Source organism: Acetobacterium wieringae, assembly GCF_026646375.1.
In the GTDB taxonomy this organism is placed as follows: Bacteria; Bacillota; Clostridia; order Eubacteriales; family Eubacteriaceae; genus Acetobacterium; species Acetobacterium wieringae_A.
On the sequence record NZ_JAIPPU010000015.1, the window covers coordinates 18563 to 35162 of the forward strand.

20 protein-coding genes are annotated in these 16600 nt (G+C 42.8%); 1 reads left to right on the forward strand and 19 read right to left on the reverse strand.

Going from position 1 to position 16600, the window contains the following annotated elements; genetic code table 11:
• Positions 1 to 14 precede the first annotated feature (14 nt).
• From larC to Q7P33_RS13395, 4 genes are all read right to left on the reverse strand, one after another.
• Positions 15 to 200 carry a nickel insertion protein gene (larC, locus tag Q7P33_RS18060; protein ID WP_369693311.1) on the reverse strand — a complete coding sequence of 62 codons (186 nt, stop codon included), beginning with the start codon at positions 198 to 200 and terminating at the stop codon, positions 15 to 17.
• Positions 197 to 943, reverse strand: coding sequence for a nickel pincer cofactor biosynthesis protein LarB (larB, locus tag Q7P33_RS13385; RefSeq protein ID WP_303871067.1), 747 nt, complete (start codon positions 941 to 943; stop codon positions 197 to 199). Before larB ends, larC begins: the two co-directional genes overlap by 4 nt.
• Positions 944 to 1119: 176 nt before the next feature.
• The gene (locus Q7P33_RS13390) at positions 1120 to 1509 is read right to left on the reverse strand and encodes a MerR family transcriptional regulator (RefSeq protein WP_303871069.1); all 390 of its coding nucleotides are present in this window, start codon (positions 1507 to 1509) and stop codon (positions 1120 to 1122) included.
• 156 nt (positions 1510 to 1665) lie between these two features.
• Positions 1666 to 2817: an aldo/keto reductase gene (locus tag Q7P33_RS13395; protein WP_303871224.1), complete on the reverse strand. Its 1152-nt coding sequence runs from the start codon at positions 2815 to 2817 to the stop codon at positions 1666 to 1668.
• Between the two features lie 262 nt (positions 2818 to 3079).
• Between Q7P33_RS13395 and Q7P33_RS13400 the strand changes: the two genes are divergently transcribed.
• Positions 3080 to 3682, forward strand: coding sequence for a hypothetical protein (locus Q7P33_RS13400; RefSeq protein WP_303871071.1), 603 nt, complete (start codon positions 3080 to 3082; stop codon positions 3680 to 3682).
• Between the two features lie 112 nt (positions 3683 to 3794).
• On the opposite strand, the gene Q7P33_RS13405 is transcribed toward Q7P33_RS13400, so the two are convergent.
• The 15 genes from Q7P33_RS13405 to Q7P33_RS13475 all read right to left on the reverse strand — a co-directional run bounded on the left by Q7P33_RS13405 (position 3795) and on the right by Q7P33_RS13475 (position 16596).
• Positions 3795 to 5141, reverse strand: coding sequence for a diguanylate cyclase domain-containing protein (locus Q7P33_RS13405; RefSeq protein WP_303871072.1), 1347 nt, complete (start codon positions 5139 to 5141; stop codon positions 3795 to 3797).
• Between the two features lie 278 nt (positions 5142 to 5419).
• On the reverse strand, positions 5420 to 5596 hold the full coding sequence (locus Q7P33_RS13410) for a hypothetical protein (protein ID WP_303871073.1): 177 nt from the start codon (positions 5594 to 5596) through the stop codon (positions 5420 to 5422).
• Positions 5586 to 6383, reverse strand: coding sequence for an SDR family NAD(P)-dependent oxidoreductase (locus Q7P33_RS13415; protein ID WP_369693312.1), 798 nt, complete (start codon positions 6381 to 6383; stop codon positions 5586 to 5588). The genes Q7P33_RS13410 and Q7P33_RS13415 overlap by 11 nt, the downstream gene beginning before the upstream one ends.
• A 202-nt stretch (positions 6384 to 6585) precedes the next feature.
• The gene (locus Q7P33_RS13420; RefSeq protein WP_303871075.1) at positions 6586 to 7236 is read right to left on the reverse strand and encodes a DUF3786 domain-containing protein; all 651 of its coding nucleotides are present in this window, start codon (positions 7234 to 7236) and stop codon (positions 6586 to 6588) included.
• Positions 7229 to 7771, reverse strand: a complete 543-nt coding sequence (locus tag Q7P33_RS13425) for a DUF2284 domain-containing protein (protein ID WP_303871077.1) — start codon at positions 7769 to 7771, stop codon at positions 7229 to 7231. The genes Q7P33_RS13420 and Q7P33_RS13425 overlap by 8 nt, the downstream gene beginning before the upstream one ends.
• Positions 7772 to 7823: 52 nt before the next feature.
• Positions 7824 to 8261, reverse strand: coding sequence for a MarR family winged helix-turn-helix transcriptional regulator (locus tag Q7P33_RS13430; RefSeq protein ID WP_303871079.1), 438 nt, complete (start codon positions 8259 to 8261; stop codon positions 7824 to 7826).
• Between the two features lie 141 nt (positions 8262 to 8402).
• Positions 8403 to 8924: a hypothetical protein gene (locus tag Q7P33_RS13435; RefSeq protein ID WP_303871081.1), complete on the reverse strand. Its 522-nt coding sequence runs from the start codon at positions 8922 to 8924 to the stop codon at positions 8403 to 8405.
• 207 nt (positions 8925 to 9131) lie between these two features.
• Positions 9132 to 10193, reverse strand: coding sequence for a HAMP domain-containing sensor histidine kinase (locus Q7P33_RS13440; RefSeq protein ID WP_303871083.1), 1062 nt, complete (start codon positions 10191 to 10193; stop codon positions 9132 to 9134).
• Positions 10190 to 10864: a response regulator transcription factor gene (locus Q7P33_RS13445; RefSeq protein WP_303871084.1), complete on the reverse strand. Its 675-nt coding sequence runs from the start codon at positions 10862 to 10864 to the stop codon at positions 10190 to 10192. The genes Q7P33_RS13440 and Q7P33_RS13445 overlap by 4 nt, the downstream gene beginning before the upstream one ends.
• Positions 10865 to 10970: 106 nt before the next feature.
• The gene (locus tag Q7P33_RS13450) at positions 10971 to 11894 is read right to left on the reverse strand and encodes a GGDEF domain-containing protein (RefSeq protein ID WP_303871086.1); all 924 of its coding nucleotides are present in this window, start codon (positions 11892 to 11894) and stop codon (positions 10971 to 10973) included.
• Between the two features lie 527 nt (positions 11895 to 12421).
• Positions 12422 to 13495, reverse strand: a complete 1074-nt coding sequence (locus tag Q7P33_RS13455; protein ID WP_303871087.1) for a radical SAM protein — start codon at positions 13493 to 13495, stop codon at positions 12422 to 12424.
• Positions 13495 to 14130: a TetR/AcrR family transcriptional regulator gene (locus Q7P33_RS13460; RefSeq protein WP_303871089.1), complete on the reverse strand. Its 636-nt coding sequence runs from the start codon at positions 14128 to 14130 to the stop codon at positions 13495 to 13497. The genes Q7P33_RS13455 and Q7P33_RS13460 overlap by 1 nt, the downstream gene beginning before the upstream one ends.
• 152 nt (positions 14131 to 14282) lie before the next feature.
• On the reverse strand, positions 14283 to 15650 hold the full coding sequence (locus tag Q7P33_RS13465) for a phenylacetate--CoA ligase family protein (protein WP_303871090.1): 1368 nt from the start codon (positions 15648 to 15650) through the stop codon (positions 14283 to 14285).
• Positions 15647 to 16291, reverse strand: a complete 645-nt coding sequence (locus Q7P33_RS13470) for a TetR/AcrR family transcriptional regulator (protein ID WP_303871091.1) — start codon at positions 16289 to 16291, stop codon at positions 15647 to 15649. The genes Q7P33_RS13465 and Q7P33_RS13470 overlap by 4 nt, the downstream gene beginning before the upstream one ends.
• Positions 16292 to 16395: 104 nt before the next feature.
• Positions 16396 to 16596 (reverse strand): helix-turn-helix transcriptional regulator, encoded by a 201-nt coding sequence (locus Q7P33_RS13475; protein WP_303871092.1) that lies wholly within the window; start codon positions 16594 to 16596, stop codon positions 16396 to 16398.
• Positions 16597 to 16600 lie beyond the last annotated feature (4 nt).

Here is a 16600-nt window from a genome sequence, read left to right on the forward strand (position 1 = left end):
TGTTCCAGAATGACCTAAAAATCACAGACATCAAGATCGGCCTTTTTAGCCCGACTGATGACAACATCAAAACTGCTAATCGGCAGGCTTTTTAACGCTTTGTTGAGCACCTGCTGATCAGCCCCCAGATCGAGCAGCGCCGCCACCGTCATATCGCCGCTGATACCGGAGGTGCATTCCAGATATAGGGTATTGCTCACTCCCGCACCCCCAACCGGTTGATCTGGGTGGCGGTATAACCGGCGCCATAGCCGTTGTCGATATTGACCACCGAAATGCCGTTGGCACAGGAGTTGATCATTGTCAAAAGCGCTGAAATACCACCCAGGTTGGCCCCATATCCTACCGACGTGGGCACGGCAATCACCGGCTTATCCACCAGCCCCCCAATCACACTGGCCAGTGCGCCTTCCATCCCAGCTACCGCAATCACACAGTTGGCACTCTGGATTACATCGAGCTGCGAAAGCACCCGATGAATCCCGGCAACCCCTACATCATAGAGCCGCTCCACATCAGCGCCAAAGTATTCAGCCGTTTGAGCGGCTTCTTCAGCCACCGGGATATCTGCGGTTCCTGCCGAACAGACGGCAATTTTTCCGATTCGCTTCTTTCCCGGCTTTTCGATTTTAAGGATCCGTGAGATTTCGTCGTACTGGACTTGTGGATAAACGGCTTTGATCAGTTCATACTGATGCCTGGTGGATCGGGTTCCCATCACCTCGCCATCCGCTTCGTAGAGTTTTCCAAAGATACTTAGTAAATGAGAATCTGCCTTGCCGCTGCAGAAAATCACCTCGGCAAAACCGGAACGCAACTTCCGATGATGATCCAGTTTAGCATATCCCATTTCTTCAAAGGGTTGCCGGCGAAAAAAAAGCTCCGCTTCCTCAATTGTTAGATCCCCTGTTTGTACTTTTTTTAATATTTCCTGTATTTTCATTTTTCCTCGTCTGATCAATTCTTTTTTTTTATTCTTTTTCTAATTCGCTTTTACCACCTTGATGCTATTTACTCTATCACTTGGAGTCCACTTCAAGTCAATAGGGTGTCTCAATTCTTAAAAAAATCTCCGTCCTTTTTAAGAAACAGAGATTTTATGCTGCTTATTTAATTCGGTTAAACGTCCTTTTCTTTATCCCAGGACAGAATCCCAGTGACTTCGGCTTTTTCGTAGATGTCAATTTTGTAATTCAGCCGCTCCAAGGTCTTTTGCATCTCATCCATTTTTTTATGAAGCTTTTTGCGTTCTTCCGTCAACAGCTCTTTCCGAGCAGAAATGGTTTCATCACCCTGCTGGGCCAGGGCACAGTATTCAATCAGCGCTTCAATGGGAATCCCGGCTGAACGCATGCATTTTGCCAGTTCAATCCAGGCACAGGATCCTTCATCATAATCACGAACACCGCTTTTTGCCCGTTTAACTGGCGGGATCAGCCCGATCCGCTCGTAGTACCGCAGCGTATCGGCGGATAAATCATATTTTTTGCTGACTTCTGTAATGGTCATCACATACCACCTCGACTTCTAATTTTCTTATGTATCATATTAATACTTCTTATCATGTCTTAACCTTATCACTTGGAGTACACTCCAAGTCAAGCAAAATACGTTATTTCTAAAAAAAATCTCCATCCAATTAAGGTGGAGATTTTAACTTCGACTTTATTCTAAGGCAGCTCGGACATTTTTCAGTTCCTGGATAATAGCGATATTCTGCGGACAATGTTCTTCACATTTTCCACATTCCACACAATTAGAGGCTTTGGCATCTTGCGGAAACATCATGCCATATTGCATTTTGACTCTGGGGAGCATATCGAATAAAAAGGCATTGTTATAAAGTGAGAAATGGCCAGGTATATCGACCCCGGATGGACAGGGCATACAATATCGACAACCCGTACAGTTGACCTTCATTTTTGCTTTAATGGTTTTCTTAGCAAAATCGACTAAGGCAATTTCTTCGGTAGTTAGGGAATTAGCCACCCCTTCATTAGCGGTCTTGATATTATCAACCACCTGCTCTATTGTTGACATACCACTGAGTACCACCGAAACCTCGGGATGATCCATGACCCAGCGCAGCGCCCATTGAGATGGCCTTCTTTTGATTGGCGCTTCGTCCCAGGCGTCTAAAACTTCCTGGGGCAATTTATCAACCAAAGCCCCACCTCTAAGCGGTTCCATAATGGTGATCCCTAATCCTTTGCTGGCTGCATACTCCAGACCTTTTTTTCCGGCTTGATAATTTTCATCCAAATAATTGTATTGGATTTGACAAAACGACCAATCATAAGCATCAACAATTTCGACAAATAAATCAAAGTCATCATGAAACGAAAAACCCGCATATTTGATTTTTCCGTTTTTGACGGCCTGATCCAAAAATTCACAGACGCCGAGGTTTTTCAGGTTTTGCCAGAAACCGCGGTTAAGTCCGTGCAACAGATAAAAATCAATTGCATCCGTATCCAGCCGCTTTAATTGTTCATCCAATAATCGTTCCATATCGGCGCGGGACTGAACCAGCCATGACGGCAGCTTGGTGGCGATCTTGACCCGTTCCCGGTAGCCATCCTTTAATGCCCGAGCCACAAACGGTTCGCTCGCTCCCCCCTGGTCAAATCCGGTGCCATGATACGGATAGGCAGTATCGATATAGTTCACGCCATTGTCAATGGCATATCGAACCATTTCCATGGCTTTTTCTTCATCGATATTATTTTGGATCCCGTCGATAACCGGCAAGCGCATACAACCAAACCCCAAAACCGAAACCTCTTCATTTGTTTTTCCGAATTTTCGATACAGCATCATTCAATCTCCCTTGTATTAAATTCAAACAATTGGTTTATTCCTCTACACTTATTATAATCCCATCCGAACTTTAGTCCAAGTTAATTTTTAACAAATCTGCATTTTTTACTAAGTTTTTTTACATCTGATTCTCAACAATACTTATCATATAATCGCCGCGGCCACAAATTTCAAACATCGATAACCTCAACATCACCAGATCATCACAATGAGCTGTTATCATAACATCATTACAAATAAAGTCGAAAGGAATTTAACCATGATAAAAAATAAAAAAATGATCCTGACCCTGCTCGTTACGGCCACCATCAGCGGCCTTTTGCTGACCGGCTGTACTTCAACCTCAACAGATACTAAAACAAACGCCACCAATAATGCCTCTGCATTTGAGGATAACGCCAGTTACGGCGAGGTAACCGCCGTTAGCGGCAGCACCATCACTTTAGCGCTGGGCACCATGAATATGGGCGGTGGTCAGACTCCACCAGATCAAGGGCAGGCCCCCACTGAAAACACGACTACCGGAACGCCACCGGAAAAACCGGCTGATGCTCAGACCACACCGCCTGCTGATGGCAGTTCAACCGCCCCTACCGATGACACGATGGGCACAATTCCAGAATTTTTAACCCTCACCGGCGAAACTGCCACCATTGAATTGACCGATGCCATCACGCTGACACAAATGGGTAAGCAATCCCCCGATCAGCAAACAACGACTGGCACCGCTGCTACCACGGCCTCTGCTTCTGATATCACCATTGGCAACATCCTGAAAATCACCTATAAGACCGATTCAACCGAAATCGAATCCATCGAGATCATGATGACCCAGCCCAACTCTACTGCTGCAGCCGTGTAATTTGATATGAGCAATCAAGCAAAACAACCTGATTTTCACCTCTGAAAATCAGGTTGTTTTTTATCCAAACCCCTTTAAAAAAAGACTATTCTAAAGACTGCCACAACTAGCTTTAGGTCGTTTCTGATTGTTGTTCTTTTTTATTCGCATACATCTCTTCATCGGCAATCTGAAGCAGTGTATCAATATCCTCACCATCGGCAGGATATAACGATGTTCCGATACTTAAGGTTGGTTTCTCCGAAAGTTCCAGCAGAGAAAAATCGCTCTCAAAACTTTCGATCAACCGTTTTTTCGCTTGCTTAAGCTCCTTGCGATTCTCAATATCCGGCATAATTATTAAAAATTCATCACCGCCCAGTCGAAAAGCGGCTTCATTGGTGCGAATATTTTGCTTTAAAATCCGAGCGGTCTCAATCAGAACCTGATCCCCCACATTATGCCCATAGGTATCATTGATTTTTTTAAAAGAATTCAAGTCCATACTCATCAGACCAATCTGACGGTTATTTCTCTGGGCAGCAGCAAACACCATAATCTGGTATTCGTTTAAATAGTGACGATTAAAAAGGCCGGTCAGTGAATCGTGGCTGGACATAATTCGCAACTGATAATTGATTCTTAGCGCTCTGAAGGTCAAAAAACCTACCCCGACAGCAATTAAAACCGCCATGAAAATGGCAATTACTAAAATCGGCTGATTATTTTCCCAACCATCCCTGGGTGAAACAGCCACCTTCCAGTCAATAAAATCCGGATCGATATCAAAGATTAAGGATGATTCTCCAACGGTACTGGTGGTTTCATAAAACGGCAACTCCTGATTCTGCTGATTGAAGAGTGCCACATTTAGTCCCGCCTGATCAGCATAACGATTGATCTCTTCGATCATCTGATCACCTTTGAGAACAATGCTGATTTGCCCCCAGTATCCGGAATCTTCACGGACAATCGGCAGCCGGATAATAAAACCCGTCCCACCCTGAACCAATTCGACTGGCCCATGAAAGATTGGCACCTGCTCATTTTTAACCTTTAGTACCAATTCCTTCTGACTGTCAACATTAGCCAGATCAACACCAATCGCAGCAGCATTTCCTTCTTTGGGATAATTCCAGATAATGGTCGTATCCTGCATAACTCCAATGTTTCTGATCTGATTTTCATTTTTCGATAAGAGATTGTCCAAATAAGTATAAGCCTCTGTTTCATCAAGTCCGGGATTGACCAGAATGTACGCTTCAAAACCCTGAACCAGGGTTTTGTTGGTGAAAACCAACCGTTCCAACTGACTTTTAAAGTTTATGAATTTATCGGTCGTCTTCAGTATTTCCTGCTGTCTGAGATTGTTCATAAACATACCAATAATTAACAAAAAAATCGATAGAAGCAAAAAGGATATCACTGTTGAAATAAAGATTGCCTGTTTCTTTTTAAAATAGTTCTTATTCCGATCCATCCTTTTCTCCTTAATTCCTTCAATGTTTTGTAACTTTAGTTTACCATCAAAATTGAATAAACACCATTATTTAATGATTTCTGCCGCTATAAATATCGGCTATCTTTTTAAAATGGTTAGCAAATCAATCTGCTTGAGTATTTAAAATTTTAAATGTCATGTTTGATCCTCTTTCTCATACCATAGATATCTGCTAAAATGAAAACAAGAACCAATTTTACAGACAACGTGTAAAACCAGCTCTCATTTTTATATAACTTTTGCGCACTTTGTTTTGTCTAGCAGAGTGGCGAATCGGAAAGGGCCCAGCACTCAACCACACGAACCCCAATATCGCCATCGTTGTCCTTGAATTTGACAAATTCCATCGTATTCTGATTAACTTCCTTGCCGGTGTCAAGATTCCTGATCTTGACTGTATAGCGGATTGCACACCAGTCATCTTTAATGTACATTTGCTGCCATCACGCGATTAATCATCCCCATGGCCAACTTTGAGCTGATTTTATAAAACACCTTCATCAGGTTACAGTCTTTCCCGATATAGGAGCGTAACTTCTTCTTCTCCATTGTTTTGATGATCAATTCTGCCGCTTTTGCAGGCGTTAACACGTTGTTCACTTTACTGCTGTCGCTCGCTGTCTGCTGGGAAATATTGGAGTTCTTCTTGATGTCGGTCGCAATCCCACCGGGAATAACCACCGATACGCTGACATTGGTGTCTTTTAATTCCGATGACAATCCTTCGGTCAGCAGTTTGACGGCTGCTTTGGATGCCCCATAAACACTTTGCCCCAGCACCGGTAAAAAGCCCCCCATACTGGAAACATTGACAATATGGGCTTCCGGGCGCTTCAGAAGATGCGGTAAAAATGCTTTAACCATATAGAGCGTCCCGTAAAAATTGATATCCATGACCCGTTCAATGCGGTCCATTTCCAGTTCATTCAGATGAATAAAGGGCTGGATGATCCCAGCATTGTTGATGATGCCATCAATCTTTCCATACTTTTCGATGGCATTCTTGGCAAAGGCAAAGACCGCTTCCTTATTCGAAATATCAACTACTTCGGTAAACAGTTGTGGATTTTTTCCGGCAATGCTCACTGTTTCCTCCAAAGCCTCCGGATTGATATCAACCGCCAACACCATGGCACCCTTGTTTAACAGCTGTAAAACCAATTCTCTGCCAACACCATTTCCCCCGCCAGTTACAACTATATTTTTTCCTTGTACGTTCATCGTGATCTCCTTCTTAATCCTATAAATAGTTTTGCTGTATCAATACGTTTGTTTGATTTCTTTTGATAAGCACATCTTACGCTACGACTATTCCTTAACGTTAATATTTTGTTAAGTTCATGTTAAAGTGACCATTTTCATGATTTTTTGCACAAAAATACACCGAAAATTTCGGTGCAAAATTAAAAAGAACGGCGAGTTGTTATTCCCATCCGTCCACGGTTCCATATTCAGCCGTTTTGATCAATGCTCTAACCAGGCAGCCACATAAAAAAGCCAGACATTCAAATTCCAAAATTTCTGGAGCTGTTACATCAAATTGGGTTTGAATCTCAACCGGAAAATCCTCGTCGGCTTCACGATAGATCAGCTTGACCGGTATTTTGGGCAGCACGTCCATTATCCAGCACTGGCTATAAGGTTCTTGTGAATTCTCTGATTTTCCACCTAATTTCATAATAGTCCCTGCCAACTTATTTACGTCATTTCCAAATGATTTAATCAAGGGAGCATCCATCATGCTGGCTTTTCCGGTATCGCCACTTGAAAAAATAGTCGTCATGCGAAAAAGAGGTTTAAATGAATAGACCGGCTCGCCAGCGCCTTGAGATAAAACATAATGGATCAGGATCGACCGGTTATTGATATTGACCGGTTTTCCATCAACCGGAGTCACACCAGTACTACTAATGAGATAATCCCGTTTAAAAAAATTGATCGTAATCTGTCCCTTGGCATCAATGTTTAAACCAAAACGGGCGGCACTTTCCGCCAGGTTACACTCAGCCAGTTTAGGCAACAGCGCTTCATAAATAACATCATAAGAGCTTGTCATCGAGTATCGCTTATTCATTAAACAGCACCATGCTGAAATAAGTAACCGTATTGGCTCCATTATTGTAGCTGATTTTTAAAGCCGAGGCCATCTGCATCACCATGATCCCATACCCTTCGATGGCCGGATACATGCGATCTGGGAACCGGCAGGGCGCATCAGGGTAGCTGCATTTTTTACAGACGGTACATCCTTCAGTGGATAGAATTAAGGCATTCTCGTCAAAGCGCCGGAAAACATCGGCTACCTGATCAGTTAAGGCCTCATGTTCCACCCTAGCTTTCAGCCATCCTTGCATATCAAAACTGCTGTCCATTTCAGTGGCAGTAGTAAAGAGCATCGCCTTATTATAAGCCTGACATTTTTTCATACATGTCTCAATACTTCCCACTGCCGGGGGACAGGCCCAGGTGGTATTGTACATGCCGCAACTATTGCCTTCACAGAGCTCCCGGACTTCGTGGGCGAAAATAATCTCTGCCGAGTTAAAAAATACAAACTCCAAAATGGGCAGTTTCGTTAGCTCATTTTCGATTTCAGGTTGTTTTGTCATTACTACCTTCCTCGCTTTCTTTTAGTGTATCTACACGATACCATGAAAAAAATCAAGGTTCTAAAACCTCAATTTTTAATAACAGCTCCTGGAGAATTTTTGTATCTTCCAATCCCAACTGTTCTTCAATTCTTTCCTGAGCCTGTTGCCAGTAAACATGGGCCAGTTCAATTTTTTCTTTGCCCGCAACCGTTAAACAGAGCTGTCGGTTTCGTGTTCCCGGCTGTGCAATATCATGGATCAACCCCTGCTGTTCAAGAGGCTTTAAATTGCGAACCAAGGTGGTCCGATCCAGCCGGATTTCAGCGGCCAACGCGCTGACACTCACCGGTTCAATTGCCCGGATGTGTTTTAAAATTGAAAACTGACTGACACTGAGCTGGCTTGGAGCCAGGTAATGGTCGTAGATTTCGGTTATCGCCAGTGAGGCCCGCCGCAGATTGAGACAATTGCATACTGACGATTTTTTGTTTTGGTTTTCTGTTTTCATGTGATCACCTTTTTTCAGTGTATATACACGATTAGTATACATGAGTTTTGTTCCTTTGTAAAGTTGATTTGAATAATAATTTATTCAAATCAACTAAAAGATTGTTTAAATAATTTTACCCCTTCATCATGATAAAATCTTTCAATCGAATAACTGACTGGCCTTTTCACAGGCTTCATAAATCACATCGTAATTGCTTTCAATCATCGGATTCACCTGTTCAGTCCTTTTCTTGACATTTTTTTTATAAAGGAAATAGGGTAATCCCCAACCGATAAATCCCGGAATAGCCAAGACGACACACAGTGGAATCAGAGCGGCCAGGTAGGCAAAGGTTGCTCCGGTCATAAACACCGTCCCGATTATTCCCGCCCCCAGGGCTAATGCCATTGCTCTGGTATTTTTGGCACGTTCCAGCTTTTCAATGTTGATAAAGGCATCTTCGCACTTTCGCTGGAGATCGCATAAAGCTACCCGGTTTTTAATTTTTCGATCCCGCTGCAGTTTTAATTTCACGGCATCAATCCCGGAACTGGAATTGATGATCGTCCACCCCAGTGCATGGTAGCAGTCACTGCAAAGCTGCACAAAATCGGATTTAACGCTGACCTCTAAATACTCGTTCATTACCACTCTGTTTTCATTTATTCTCATTTCACTCATCACACTTCTCCTTTAATCGTTTCTCTGATACCATCATATTACGCTGTAAATGTTCCCCAAAGTTAATGTTTGGTTAAACTTTTGTTAAACCTCTTTTTATCATTTCCATCAACCAATTGAACACCAAAAATCCGGTAATAACTACTCTGATAATAAAAAAATCCCTCACATCATTTATGTGGGAGATTTATTGGTGTTATTGATTGTCTATAATTTTAAATTTACCGTAAACGTGGTTCCCTTACCCAGCTCACTTTCTGCCGTGATGGTTCCATCCACCAGATCCACCACCCGTTTAACCAGGGCCAGTCCCAGACCATTTCCTTCTTCGAAATGGGAGGTATCCCCCTGATAGAAGCGATCAAAGATCCTCCGGCAGGTTTCTTCACTCATACCACAGCCGCTATCGCTGACTTTGACAATGGCCTGGCGGTCTTCTTTTCGCAGCTCAATTTTTACTGAACCGTCTTTGGAGGTAAACTTGATGGCATTGGTCAACAGATTATTCCAGACAATTTCTAACAAACTTTCATCAGTGGTAATGGTTACTTCTTCCAGATCGGCATCGAATTCAATGTTTTTTTCGTCAAATTTATCTTCCAGTGCCAGCATACAACAGCGCAACTGTTCATCCAGAGAAAAGGTCGATCGCTGAATGATTTCCTGGTTTTCCAGCTTGTTTAATTTAAGCACATTGGTGACCAGAGTGGCCATTTTTTTTGACGCATCGGCGATTGTATCGGCATACCCCAGTTTTTCGGACTGGGAGAGCGTTTCGTTCTTTAGCGCCGACGCATAGCTTTGAATCACCGCCAGCGGGGTTTTGATCTCATGGGAAACATTGGCAATGAAGTCGGTTTTTAAGGTTTCAATGGTCGCCAGCTCCTCCACCATCTTGTTAAAATCATCAATCAGCACCTCCAGTTCATCCTTTTTATTGTCTTTCCGTTGTGAATGAACCCGGACGGTAAAATCGCCAGCTGCCACCTTTCGGGCTGCCCGGCCGATCTCCATTACCGGTTTTTGAAAAGCTGTATACATAATATAACGAGTTCCCAGACTAACCAGCAGCCCCACAAACAACACATAGGACATCCCTACCAGGGCCATGATCCAGGGACTGGCATGATCCATCATTTGCTGATTGAAAATCAGCACTTCTCCAGCACTGCAAATCAGAACAATGCCAAAAATTATTAGAAATTCTTTCCAGAACGGCCGCTTGGCATTGATCCGTTTGTCTTCCAGATCTTCATACTTGAATTTCATCCCCTAATCACCGCCTTGTAACCCAACCCCCGGACTGTAACAATTTCTACATCAGCACAATCGGAAAGCTTATCGCGTAGCTTTGTGATCGATACATCTACCGTTCTCGGATTGCTTTCGGTATCATAGCCCCAAAATTCATCCATCAGCTGAGCCCGGGTAAAGGTTCGTTTGGGATAGGATAACAGTTTAAAGAGAATATTAAATTCTTTTACCGTTAATGGCAGTTCTTCCTCGTTTAAGTAGGCCGTGGTTTCTTCTTCATTTAAGATTAGTGAGCCCGCCTCCAGTTTTCGTTCATTGCGGATATTGGCCCGGCGTAATAAGGCCGACACCCGCAACACCAGTTCGTCCATTTCAATGGGTTTTACCATATAATCGTCAATGCCCAGGCTGTAGCCTTTCTGTTTGGCACCCATATCATCTCGGGCGGTCATAAACAGAATGGGAATGCTTTTATCCTGTCTTCTGATTTCAGCGGCGAATTCAAACCCATCCATTTCCGGCATCATGATGTCCGAAACAATCAGGTTGACTGGCTCTTCCAAAATCCGATTAAAGGCCTCAGTGCCATTTTTACAGCTGATGGCGTGGTATCCGTTATCTTTTAAAAATGAACAAACAATATAGTTGAGTTTCTCATCGTCTTCTATTACTAAAATATTGATCATTATCTTTCCTCCCATGCTCGAATCTACTGCATGATATCATATCCTGATATTATTAAAGATTTGTTAAGTCAATTATCGTAATCAAAAAAAGCCCGATTGATTCCCATCAACCGGACGTATGGTCCTGAGTAAGCCTGTTCTCCTCCAGCCGTTTTTCATAGATCCTGTTCTGATTTTTCCCCTCATTTTTTGCCAGATATAGGGCCTGATCCGCCTTTTCAAAAAACTCACTGGTCGACCAGCCAGTATCAGCATATTCTGCAATCCCACAACTGAAAGTGATTTTTTCACCCGCAGCAAAATTAAAATCATGGTTGCTGAATTCTTGATGCATTTGGTCAAGCAACCCAACCACTGTTCCAATGGGGTAACCACTAAACAACACCACAAATTCCTCTCCGCCATAACGGAAAACATTTTCATTTCCCGGGGTATTCTGTTTGAGAATATCTGCCAGGGTAATCAGTACCTCATCCCCTTTGCGATGACCGTAGGTATCATTAACCTGTTTGAAGTCATCCAGATCAATCACCGCCATAATCAATGGCTTTCTTGACTCAGCCTCCTGATAAACCGCCTGGCCCAGTACATCTACCATCGCCCGACGATTTAAAAGTCCGGTGAGCGGTTCAGTTTTTGCTTCCTGAATCAGCTCCATCTGTTTTAAATAACTGTCATGGATACTTTGAGCCTGTTCACTGGTGTAACGTGTCAGCACCATCGCTACTAAATAAGCACAAAAAATCATGATCCCTGCCACCACACAATCCAAAAAGATTACTTCAACCGCCCTGTCCGCTTCAATCCGGGCAATCAGGAAAGCCAGAAGCAACGAACCATAGCTCAAACCGAAAACAAGACGAGTCAGTTCGATATCCGAGAAAATAACGGTAATAAATACTGCAATGCAAGGCACGCACAAAATTGCCGGAAAGGTATAGTGAAAACACTGCACACAGGCACAGATCAGAAAAAAGAGTAAGGCAACCGTGTAATTTTTGGCCTTATCACTGGTTTTTTCAGATTTCAAGATGAAATAGGCTCCCACGATAAAGATAAGATTCAATAATGAAGGCAACGCCAGATAAAAAATAAGATAGTGGATAATGGCAGGACTGAATGGTTGGCTATGTTTATTGAACACAAAGATAAAAAATTCCGAAATAAAAATAATGAACCCAATATAAATGCAGGTGCGAAACAGAACTTGTCGCCATTTTTCATGAAGTTCATAATTGATTGTTATTAATTGGCGCATTCGCATCCCTCGCTTTCACAATACAGACCCTTCATTCCGATGCGTTTAAATCACTGCTACTTTTATTCGATCGATTTATGCTAAATTATATCATAAATACTAAATTTTGTTAAATTTGGATCTCGCTTTTTTCTTGCCAGTTGTCCACTTTCTTCATCAGGATAATTGCTAAGTTCGCACTCTTACCAACCAATCTAACAATTAATTTGAATTCTCTAAACTAAAAAAGCAACTTTGTGCTGTGTTTAAATGCACAAAGTTGCTTTTTCTGTATTCTTATTGTTCCCGCATTGAAAAGATCAGACCCACAATTTTTCAACCTGTTCTTTTTCCTCAAACAACGTACACCCACCATGATGTCCAGCCCGTTCAGCCAGTGCCCGGAGATCAGCAAAATACTGAGATCGAAGGACGGCTTCGATGGAATCACTTTTTAAATTCTGTTTGGCATGGGGTGAAAAGGGACAGGGCTCGGCATCGCCATAGGGATTGATATGAAAAAATCCCCTCCCGGAAGCCAAGCATCCGCCCATTTCCTCCTCATCACCGGGGAAGGACAAGACCACCATCCGTCGGAAGGATTTTCGAAGCTCCAGACAAATCACCTGAAGTTGCTTTATTTCACTCTGCGTAAGCACCAGATCCTCAGTCCCGGCTTCAGCCGGAACATATTCTACATACACGGTCACCCCACATCCTTTCTTCTCCAGTGCTTCAACAAAATCATTTTTGGTCACCAACTCCATATTTTCCCGGGTAACAGTAATGGCTGCTCCAAACAGGATTTTGCGCTTTTTCAAGGCGACCATGGCCGCTTCAATCTGCGCATGGGTTCCGATTCCCCGGCGGGTATCGGTTTCTTTGGCATTCCCTTCGATACTGAGCATCGGAATCAGATTGCGATGACTGTCCAGAAACTCAATCGTCTGCTGATCCAGCATTGTACCATTGGTAAAAATCGGAAAGATCACATTTGGGTTCGCCCCAGCCAGCTCCAAAATATCCCGACGTAAAAAAGGTTCCCCTCCAGCCAACAAAATAAAGGCGACACCAAGTCTTGCTGCCTGATCAAAAATATTCCCCCATTGACCGGCATCCATATCCGTCTTACCGTTGGTAGTGCCACAGCCACCACCAGCCCGGGCATAACATCCGGCACAATGAAGATTACATTGGGAAGCGATACTGGCAATCAGAAACGGCGGTACGTGGAGCCCTGCTTTTTCCTGTTTCTTGCGATGGGCTGTACTTTTAGCCAACTCCGGCAGCAGTCCCATTAAAAAGGCTCGACCTTTAGCATTATTCAGATAGAACCGACCAGCGGTTGTCATAATTTGGGCGATGCCCTGATCCATCATTTTATTTAGATTCATTAACTTTCCTCATTTCGTATTTGATAAATGGTTGCGAACTGCTCGATATGGGCCATCAACAGATCCAGTGCTTCAGCTTCTTTTTCCGGTAGCTGGTCATATTGGCATAAAAGGGTATAAAAGGGTCCGTAAAATTGTAAGGCAATAATCTGGGGTGGCCCGTCTCTAAAGCTTCCCTGTTTGATCATCTCTTTAAACAAATCCGTTTGAAAGCGAATGGCGTCATTAAAAAACCAGCTGTTTAAGGTTTTGGCCGCATTATCACTTTTATACTGCTCAATCGTCAACATTCGACGAAACTTGGCAGCCTGTGGATCTTTCAGAAAAAACAGAAAAACAGCTTCACAAGCTTTTTTAAGCCAGATCAGGTCATTGCGGCCATATTCCCGAGCGACACTTTCAATCTCTCCCTGGGGCAACCGGTAAAATGTCACGGTTTCTTCAAACTTCTGATTCATCCACTCCAGCAAGGTATCATAAATGGCCTGTTTACTGTCAAAATGTTTGTAAAGTGAGCTGTCTTTAATTCCCACCGCATGGGCGATTTCTTTGACTGTCACACTCTGATATCCTTTTACTGCAAACAAATTCAATGCTTCTTCTAATATTATTTCCCTGGTATTGCGTTTTGTCATGGGTTCTCCTTAAATTTCTTGCAAAAATAAAAGCTAGCGTTCATTAGCTTTATTTTAGCTAATGAACGCTAGCCTGTCAAGTTGTTTTGGCGAAATTTTATTTTGCTTCGGATATCTCTATCAGCTAATCCCACCAGGAGGCCACTTCAATATCACTCGACTTTATTGATAATATGCTTAAACTTTCCACTTTTCGGATGTTGCGTCGGTGCCAAATCAGAAAAAGTGATCTCGGCAGTCGTCACCCCATGACTGGCCAGAAAATCTGTCAGGTTTTTCTGCGCTGCTTTAAATAAGCGCTGTGGAGCATACCCGAGGCCAGGGATGATTCTCAACTCCAGCTGATTCTCTCCATGGGCTATCAGCTGAAACCGGAGGATCCCATGGATTTCTTTAAGTGTTGCGTAAATCGCCAAGGGCGAAATTTTAATGGTCTTTCCATTTTCAGAGAAGGTCAGAATATCATCGGTACGTCCTTCAAGAGTCAACCAGGGTGACGGATTGTTGCAGGGGCAGGGTTCATGATGCATCACCACCCGATCCGTGATCTCGTAGCGGATGAATGGCTGGGTATAATTATAAAGGTTGGTAATCAGGATCTTATCCGACTGCACCCCATCCGGTACTGGCTGATTTTGATGGTCAACCGGCTCGACAATGATCCAGTCATCGTTGATATGAAAATGCTTTTCTTCACATTCACAGGCAATGGTGCCGCCTTCAGTACAGGAATATGTAGTTTGAACCGTACATCCAAAGGCATCTTTCAGATCCTCTCTAAGCTGATCACTCAGGTACTCACCACCAGTCATAATGATTACCGGAGCGATCTTAAGCCGCCCACTTTTCTGTTCATCAATCAGCAGCTCCAGGATGGTCGGATAGCCCCCCAGCATCGTCGGTTTAAAGGCATTCAGATCTTCGACGATCTGAGCAATCGGATATAAGGCACTGGTTACGCCAAACTGTCTTTTTTTCCAGGGCATCGATAATAAACGGGCCCGGACTGAACTATTTCCCAAATAAAAACCACCGGTTGCAAAAACCCCCATGGTTTTTCCGCCGCTTTTTAAAAAAGCTATTAAATCTGCTCTTCTGGCAAAGCTTCGCATGATGTTGATTCCCGTCATAACATTATTGGTGGATCGATCACATAAGGCTACTAAAGGATTGCCTGTCGAACCGCTGGTGGTAAACACCAGATATTTTCCCTTGATTTTTCGCCCGATATTATCCAAATCGGTCATAAATGTTTCAACTTCATTTAAGGTGATGTCTTTATCGGTTATCCAGTCATCAAAATGTGCCATCAGATCGACCTTATTCGTTGGTGGCAAGTCACTCAGATAAAAACTCTCGCCAATTTTTTGATAGTGCTCACGATAGTAAGGACTGTTCTGCTCGGCATATGCCACCAGGCGGTTGAGACGTTCTGCTCGGATTCTGGTTTTTTTTGAATCGCTCATTTTTTTGTCACGATAACAAAGCCAGATCGCCTTGATTAAGCTAATGTGTTTCATTTTGAGCCACCTTCTTTGACAACCCCATTTAACATAAAATCAAGGTACTCTTTTATTTCTGTTTTAATCTCTGCGGAACGCTCAAATAATAATTCCGGGGTCTCTTTATACCGTTCCAGATATTTGTTTAGAATCGCCCCCAAATAGATCGTTATGGCGTCTTTTAGTTTCTCTGTGTTGATGTCTTTCAGTTCAAGGGCAGTGATGGCTTTTTCCATAATCTGCTGGGATTTTTCACGGTTCCTAATCATATACCGCACAATCAGCTCATTCTTTTCGTCAAGTACCTTAGCGCTCATTTCCCGGGCCGCCATATTGACCAGGTGCATTTCGCGGGGATATTTTTCGCATAGTTTAAACTTTTCATCCGCAAAGGAAAAGATCATTTCATAAAAACCGGTCTGATCCGGTGTGGGAACATCTGTAAGCAGGCGTTTTAAGGCAACTTCCAGACAATAAAGATAGAAATTTTTCTTATTGTTAAAATAATGAAATAGGATTCCTTTAGAAATTCCACAATTTTTAGTAATCGTATCGGTACTGGCATCCATATAAGATTTGCTTGAAAATTCAGCAATTCCACTTTGAATAATGGCCGCTTGTTTTTCATCGGATATTTTTTCAAAAAATTCAGTTGACATAAAACCCTCCTTTGACTGACTAGTCAATAACAGGTTAAGAATACACCCTATTGACTGACAAGTCAATAGGGTGTCACTATTATTTGATCTTTTTCACTGCTATTTCATTTCCCGTCTTCTAAGAAAAAAAGCTCTTCCACCGTAGATTCTAAAAGTTTGGCTAGCTTCATGGCAAGTTCTAGCGTTGGATTATACTTGTTATTTTCGATCGCATTAATCGTTTGTCTGGACACGTTTAATTGTCCGGCCAAATCCTCTTGTCTAATTTTCCGGGCTTTTCTTAACTCTTTAATCTTATTCTTCATATTG

What these genes read in the sequence shown, in the direction of transcription:
- Q7P33_RS13400 (WP_303871071.1), top strand. Translation starts at nt 3,080, where the DNA reads ATGATAAAAAATAAAAAAATGATCCTGACCCTGCTCGTTACGGCCACC.
- Q7P33_RS13405 (WP_303871072.1), bottom strand. Translation starts at nt 5,141, where the DNA reads ATGGATCGGAATAAGAACTATTTTAAAAAGAAACAGGCAATCTTTATT.
- Q7P33_RS13420 (WP_303871075.1), bottom strand. Translation starts at nt 7,236, where the DNA reads ATGAATAAGCGATACTCGATGACAAGCTCTTATGATGTTATTTATGAA.
- Q7P33_RS13465 (WP_303871090.1), bottom strand. Translation starts at nt 15,650, where the DNA reads ATGAAACACATTAGCTTAATCAAGGCGATCTGGCTTTGTTATCGTGAC.
- Q7P33_RS13415 (WP_369693312.1), bottom strand. Translation starts at nt 6,383, where the DNA reads ATGAACGTACAAGGAAAAAATATAGTTGTAACTGGCGGGGGAAATGGT.
- larB (WP_303871067.1), bottom strand. Translation starts at nt 943, where the DNA reads ATGAAAATACAGGAAATATTAAAAAAAGTACAAACAGGGGATCTAACA.
- Q7P33_RS13470 (WP_303871091.1), bottom strand. Translation starts at nt 16,291, where the DNA reads ATGTCAACTGAATTTTTTGAAAAAATATCCGATGAAAAACAAGCGGCC.
- Q7P33_RS13410 (WP_303871073.1), bottom strand. Translation starts at nt 5,596, where the DNA reads ATGTACATTAAAGATGACTGGTGTGCAATCCGCTATACAGTCAAGATC.
- Q7P33_RS13445 (WP_303871084.1), bottom strand. Translation starts at nt 10,864, where the DNA reads ATGATCAATATTTTAGTAATAGAAGACGATGAGAAACTCAACTATATT.
- Q7P33_RS13425 (WP_303871077.1), bottom strand. Translation starts at nt 7,771, where the DNA reads ATGACAAAACAACCTGAAATCGAAAATGAGCTAACGAAACTGCCCATT.
- Q7P33_RS13395 (WP_303871224.1), bottom strand. Translation starts at nt 2,817, where the DNA reads ATGCTGTATCGAAAATTCGGAAAAACAAATGAAGAGGTTTCGGTTTTG.
- Q7P33_RS13475 (WP_303871092.1), bottom strand. Translation starts at nt 16,596, where the DNA reads ATGAAGAATAAGATTAAAGAGTTAAGAAAAGCCCGGAAAATTAGACAA.
- Q7P33_RS13390 (WP_303871069.1), bottom strand. Translation starts at nt 1,509, where the DNA reads ATGACCATTACAGAAGTCAGCAAAAAATATGATTTATCCGCCGATACG.
- Q7P33_RS13440 (WP_303871083.1), bottom strand. Translation starts at nt 10,193, where the DNA reads ATGAAATTCAAGTATGAAGATCTGGAAGACAAACGGATCAATGCCAAG.
- Q7P33_RS13460 (WP_303871089.1), bottom strand. Translation starts at nt 14,130, where the DNA reads ATGACAAAACGCAATACCAGGGAAATAATATTAGAAGAAGCATTGAAT.
- Q7P33_RS13455 (WP_303871087.1), bottom strand. Translation starts at nt 13,495, where the DNA reads ATGAATCTAAATAAAATGATGGATCAGGGCATCGCCCAAATTATGACA.
- Q7P33_RS13430 (WP_303871079.1), bottom strand. Translation starts at nt 8,261, where the DNA reads ATGAAAACAGAAAACCAAAACAAAAAATCGTCAGTATGCAATTGTCTC.
- Q7P33_RS13435 (WP_303871081.1), bottom strand. Translation starts at nt 8,924, where the DNA reads ATGAGTGAAATGAGAATAAATGAAAACAGAGTGGTAATGAACGAGTAT.